This window comes from Paracoccus sp. MC1854 (assembly GCF_014164635.1).
Taxonomy (GTDB): domain Bacteria; phylum Pseudomonadota; class Alphaproteobacteria; order Rhodobacterales; family Rhodobacteraceae; genus Paracoccus.
The window spans coordinates 1-5,968 of the sequence record NZ_JACJFU010000068.1 but is presented as its reverse complement, the minus strand read 5'-3'; the positions used below and the strand labels follow the sequence as shown (position 1 = coordinate 5,968).

Here is a 5,968-nt window from a genome sequence, read left to right as displayed (position 1 = left end):
GACGGCCGCCCTGGGGCTTGGGCCGCGGCCTCGGCAGCAACGGCTCCAGCGCCGCCCACAGATCATCGGATACAAGGGGCTTGCTCATGTCCCCTAACGCACGAGAGGCGGTTTTGTTAGGCGCTCTTAAATGTTGCAGCCCCGGATGCCTGCCCCGCCGCGGCGGCACTTAGGAAACACTTGGCCAGCACCTCCGTAACCTGATTGAGGTGGTGCACCTTTCAGCAACAAGCGCATCTCATGGAACCGTACTTGACACAACAGGCAGGTGACCTGCGGGGCCGCGATACTCGAGGCCCCGCCCGATGAATGGTGCTGCTTGGGGTTAGTGCGCCGACTCAGCTGCTCAAGAAGATGGGACTCGGAGTTCGCGGGGGAGTTTTCTCTCGACAGGAACTCCTGCACACGCACCCAGTAATCCCGACCTCCTGCGACATCATGCGGACCGCGCCTCAGGGCGCGGTCCTTTTTCTTTGATATCTCCATCCAGGCCCGCGCCGTTGCCGAGGCGCGTTACCGCACCATCCGCAACCGAGACTTATTTGCCAGGAGAGCGTCGTACGGCCGCCGGTTCAGCGGGAGAATTTTCCTGAAACAATTTTATGCTCTCATGGAAAAGCCTCGCAAATTCAGGATCTGCCTCCATCCTTTCGTTATGCTCCCGCATGAATTCACTGTGCTTGGCCAAGCTCTTGTATTCCGCTTCAAGCGCGGCCACGGCAATCGCAGCTTCTTTCGCCGTTTTAGGCCTGTTCGCGGGATCCGTGATGGCTTGCAGCCTCTGCTCTTTCTCTGAAGGTTGCGGACCGAAATCGAACTTGCCCCCGAATTCGGAGTAGATCCGTTCGAGGAGCGCGACCTGCCGAGGAACGCATTCCTCTATCGCCTGCAAGTCCTGCTGCTTCTTCGCTTCGGCAAACTTCCGGGTGTTTCTGTCTATTTCGTCGATAGCCCCCAGGGCCGCGTTCCACTGCGTGTTGGCAGCCGTTACGAGGCTCTTCGGCCGAAAGCTGTCCTTCAGCTCCTTCGCCATCCGCTCGGCACGGTCGGCATAAGCGGCCGCGGCCTTTCCGCGCATAACGCCTCCTCTGCCGGCGATTCCGTGCATTCCCTGAATCGATCGCGACACTCCGGCTCATCCCCCTGCAGGAACGGCGATCGCCCCTCGCTGTTGCGAGCAAGTGTCGGCCGTGATTCAGTGTAAATCGTGAATGCAACAATCGCTGCACCAATAAACGCAAGCGGGAAGACAAAGCCCAATGCAAAAAGGGCTGCCGTCAGCAAGATCTTCGATGAATATTTCAAGGTGAAATTCCCGCACGGTGGATACGTTTATTTTGTCGATGCTATCCTGCGTCCGATAGTCGATCATTCATGCTCAGAAGGATAGCTTTTGTCACAAGCTAACCGAGTGTCCTTGCATGCCGCAAGATCGATAATTCCCTCGATGCTGTTCTCCTGCCTGATCTCACATCGGGGCCCTCATTGACCAGGATCACAACACCTCGGCGAACAGGATCGGAGAGGCACAGCAAGATTGATGGATGTCAGCATTTCTGCCACGCTGGACATCGATCAGGATGGATTGCCCATGGATGATCCCATTACAGCACCTGGCGATATCCCTTTGCGAGCATCCACGCTCCACATCGTCGCAGTGCATGGCGTCGGGTCTCCGGAGCCTGGCTCCCTTCTCCCCCAGTTGATGCAAGCTTACGCTCTCTGCACAGGCCGACAGGCGAACTTCACCAGACGCGAGATCGCCACGAGCATACCTCTCGGAAACGGAACCGGGGCCTTCCACTACGTGGGGGTGGAGACGGTGAGCGAAGGCGGTCGCACCATTCTCTGGGATGCGAATTGGGCGGACCTGCACCGCGCGCCAAGTGGCTGGCTCGCACGTATTCCCTTCACCATGGGGCTCCTTGTCGCAACTGTTGCCTATGCCGGCACGAAGTCCGCGCCAGGCAGGCTCCTTCACCTCTTCTTCAGCGGCATCCTGATCTGGCTTGTCCTGCCGGCAATGATCAGTCTCTGGAGCGCCTCCCTGAAGAGCAACTGGCTCTTCGGGCTGTTTGCGCTCGTCCTTGCCTTCGTGACCTTCTGGGTCGCCGGCAAGCTCCGAAGGATCGACCCCACGGCCGTACATGCAGGCTGGTTCTGGGCCGCGCTGGTTCTGGTTCTGGCCGGGATCCATTTCTTCAGGACCGACTGGCTCGCACCCGCTGCCTTCGGCGCCGCGGCCATGCGGTTCCAGGCGCTGCTCACCCTCTTCGGTCCCCTGCTTGTCCTTCTCGTGCTCGTCTTCGGAAGGAACGGCGCCCGTTGGCGGGTCCATCTGTCCCTTGTCGGCCTCCTTGCGCTCAGCATGGCGCTGGCCACAGGGCTGCTCGCGGTGATCCTCTGGGCAAACCTCTATGCCGCGGATCAGCTCGCGCAGCACCTGCCCTCTGTCGTCTACTGCGATGAGTTCCGGGAGTGGGATGCGGCCTATGTCGCGGCCCTGCCCTATGACGTGGTGCACGTCGAAGCTGCGACATCCACCGCCACGATGTCCGTGGGCGTCCTGTTCATGACCGTCATGGCTTCCTGGGCAATCGGGACGTTTCTCCGGCAGTCGAGCAACACGGGCGCGGTCCTGCGCGTGCATATGTCCTGGATCTCGATTATCGTGGTCCTGCTCTTCCTTGTCGTCTCCACTTTCATTGCCCTCGATATGACAGGGATATTCGGCGAGACCAGGCCGTCGGTTCGCCCCCCTGACGCGACCGGACAGACGGGCTCGTCACAGTCCTGTCCCGTGGCGAAGGATGGGCTGGTGGGCATCTACGGCCGCTCCGCACTACGCATGCTGCCATTTGCCTTGATGCTGCTCTTCCGGCCCGTGCGCATCGCACTCGATGTCATGGCCGATGTCCTGCACTACCTCCGCGACCCCAGGCAGCAGCAGGCCTCGCTGTCGTCCCTGCTCGCCTCCCTTGAAGGTGGCGACACCCGCATTGCGATCATCGGCCACAGCCAGGGCTCGGTCATCGCGATCGACACGGTACTTGCCGATCCCGGAAGGTTTCCGTCGGTCATGCGGGTCGCGACGACCGGCTCTCCCTTCTGCACGCTCTATGGCTGGCTTCTGGATAACGCCCGCATCCCTGCACGCAGCGGCCAGATACGCTGGAACAACTACTGGCGCGGGAGCGATTTCGTGGGTGGCCGGATCGGCAGTGGTGACTTCCCCGTCAATGTCCCGATCAGAGGCAACTTCAGGCAGCACCACATCAACTACTGGATCGAGGACGAGGTGATGATGTTCGCTCTCGGCGCGAGATCCGATCACAGGTAGCGTCCGAGGACGTGGTGGACTTTCACGCCGCGCTGGCGGTGTAACCGGGGTGGTCATCGAGGACGTCGGATTATGGTGGAGTTGCGAGCTTCAACCATGGACCGAAGGAGGCCCCGATGACCGACACCAGCATGACCTTGATCGAGCTGTTGCAAAAGCACGATGAGGGCGACTTTCTCCGCGCCGTGACCGAGGCGGTGCTCCAGACCCTGATGGAGCATGACGTAGAGGGCATGATTGGCGCCGGGCGCTATGAGCGTGGCGACGGCCGGCAGACCTGGCGCAACGGCTATCGCGACCGCGAGCTGAAGACCCGGCTCGGGGCGTTGAACCTGCGGGTGCCGAAGCTGCGGCAGGGATCCTACTTCCCCGGCTTTCTGGAGCCGCGCCGGACCTCGGAGAAGGCTCTGGTCGCCGTCATCCGAGGCAGGCCTGGATCGGCGGGGTTTCGACGCGGAAGGTGGACGATCTGGTGCAAGCCATGGGGCTCACGGGCATCTCGAAGAGCACGGTTTCGAAGCTCTGCAAGGACATAGACGAGCGGGTGCAGGAATTTCTCGACCGGCCGCTCGCTGGCGAATGGCCTTACCTCTGGCTCGACGCGACCTACCTGAAGGTTCGGCAGGGTGGGCGCATCATCTCCGTCGCGGCCATAATCGCCGTGGCGGTGAACACGGACGGCCGCCGCGAGATCATCGGCCTGAAGATCGGCCTCTCAGAGGCCGAGACCTTCTGGACGGACTTTCTGCGCAGCCTGAAAGGTGGCCTGCAGCACGTTTTGCGGACACCAGGTTAAGTTGCACAGCGCGGGCCTCGAACGCCACCGGGCTTAGATATCCCAGCTTGGAATGGCGTCGCTTCGGATTGTAGAAGCCCTCGACGTAGTCGAACATGTCAGCCAGGCTCAATCCTGCCGCGGCTACAGGTGGGGGCACGGATTTGAACCTTCGAGTAACGGTTTTCGAGACCGTTTTCACCCCATGACGTGCACTTTGGAACCCTTATTTTGCTGACTTCGCGGCCCCGAGATGCGCAACTTCGGCTGTCTGAGTAGGGCAGGACGGCATAGTGGGACGGCATAGCGCCGGCGCGCTCCGGCCGCTTGACCTCACCCACAGATGGACCAGACCCTCCGTTCCTGAGCTATCCACTCGGTCTCAAATCACCCGATGACGGACATCCGATCCCATCCTGCGGTGTCCGCGGGACCAGCTCCACACGGTAACCCAAGCTGCGCGCAGGTCATCCCCGAGGCGTGCCAAGTAGAAAGAGGACATCTGGGCTGATCAGGAACTCTTCGGCTATCGCTCCGGTTGCTGAACAGGGCTCGAGATTGCGGTCCAAAGATGACCTGAAGGTGGGACGTTTTGCGGCGCCGTGCATTTCTCACGCGGACAGTGGCCATGAGCGGAATGGCGCTCTGGCCAAGCAACGCACAACCTGAGGAGACAGCCGAGATGGTTTCCTGGCCATCTTGGTCGGCAGAATTCCTGTCTGCTGAAGGCCGCGTCCTGGACAGCCAGCAAGGAGGAATTAGTCACTCTGAAGGTCAGGCCTACGGCCTCCTGCTTGCGCAGGCCTCAGGAGACGAGGCCAGCTTCCGCCTGATCGAGAAATGGACGCGCAAGCATCTCGCCGTGCGGCAGGATCACTTGATGGGATGGAAGTGGGGACCGACGTCAACCTACGGCACATTGTTGGATTGGCGCAACGCAACAGACGGGGATCTTTTCCGAGCATGGGCACTGTTGCGCGCGGCGCGTGATTCCAACTGGCGCGGATACGAGGATCGGTATCAGGAAATCGCCCAGAGCCTGGTCGAACTCTGCCTGGCACCGGATCCGCGAGTTCCATCGGAATGGCTATTGACTCCCGGGGCTGAGGCGCGGCGAGCGCCGGGCCGGGTGCTGGTGAATCCCTCCTATTTCATGACGCGGGCGCTTCGCGAGCTCGGAGCTGCCACAGGACAAGATGCCCTGATCCGCTGCGCTGATCATGCGGAAACAGTCTTGTCAGAAATGGCCGCGACAGGATTTCTTGCAGATTGGGTGGACGTGACTGAAACGGGCTTTTCCTCGCCGCAAGAGCATGATTTCCGCTGGGGGCATGACGCTCTGCGCATCCCGCTCTACCTCGTCTGGTCGGGGCGGCGCACGCATCCTGCCGTCCAGTTGGGCGCCGATCTGTTGCATCGGGCGACCGTTCCGGATCACCTTGCCGTCGAAATCGGCCAAGATGGAGAGGTCCGGGCCATCAGTGATCTGCTCGGCTATCAGGCTATCGCTGCACTGGCAGAGTGCCGCGATCCGGGGGCCTTGACGGCCTCTTCGGTCGGCCGCACGCGGCCTGCCTACTACCCAGCAACTCTCGCGATGTTGGCGCAAGTGGCGCTGCGCGAAAGCGGCTGTTGAGAGCGCGACGCCAGACCCGACCTGTCCAACATAGGCGACCTGTGTCCTTCAGGGCACAGCTCATGGTTGTGTTTCCGGAACCAGCCACTGGGCGTTGTTGCAGAACTCTGCCCTCGGAAGGATTCACTGGAGTGGTCCAGCGGGTTAAGGGCCTGCCATGACCAGGCCTGAACCCACCCGCTACCGCACGACGAACTGGAAATCCTACAATGATGGG

Annotated in this window: 3 protein-coding genes and 2 pseudogenes; 3 read left to right on the top strand and 2 right to left on the bottom strand. The window is 61.2% G+C overall.

Annotation, left to right across the window (positions count from 1 at the left end):
- Window positions 1-538: 538 nt before the first annotated feature.
- Window positions 539-1,078 (bottom strand): hypothetical protein, encoded by a 540-nt coding sequence (locus H5395_RS17465; protein WP_182793799.1) that lies wholly within the window; start codon window positions 1,076-1,078, stop codon window positions 539-541.
- A 462-nt stretch (window positions 1,079-1,540) separates the two neighbouring features.
- On the opposite strand from H5395_RS17465, the gene H5395_RS17460 reads away from it, so the two are divergent.
- Window positions 1,541-3,340 carry a hypothetical protein gene (locus tag H5395_RS17460; RefSeq protein ID WP_182793798.1) on the top strand — a complete coding sequence of 600 codons (1,800 nt, stop codon included), beginning with the start codon at window positions 1,541-1,543 and terminating at the stop codon, window positions 3,338-3,340.
- A 116-nt stretch (window positions 3,341-3,456) separates the two neighbouring features.
- Window positions 3,457-4,097 (top strand): annotated as a pseudogene (locus tag H5395_RS17455) (transposase); the annotation flags it as partial.
- Here the strand turns inward: H5395_RS17455 and H5395_RS19640 are convergent.
- A pseudogene (locus tag H5395_RS19640) lies at window positions 4,033-4,239 on the bottom strand (IS3 family transposase); the annotation flags it as partial. The pseudogenes H5395_RS17455 and H5395_RS19640 sit on opposite strands and share 65 nt — an antisense overlap.
- Window positions 4,240-4,743: 504 nt before the next feature.
- On the opposite strand from H5395_RS19640, the gene H5395_RS17450 reads away from it, so the two are divergent.
- A complete protein-coding gene (locus H5395_RS17450; protein WP_255440799.1) occupies window positions 4,744-5,751 on the top strand; it encodes a glycosyl hydrolase family 8 in 1,008 nt (335 codons plus the stop codon).
- The last annotated feature ends 217 nt before the right edge of the window (window positions 5,752-5,968 follow it).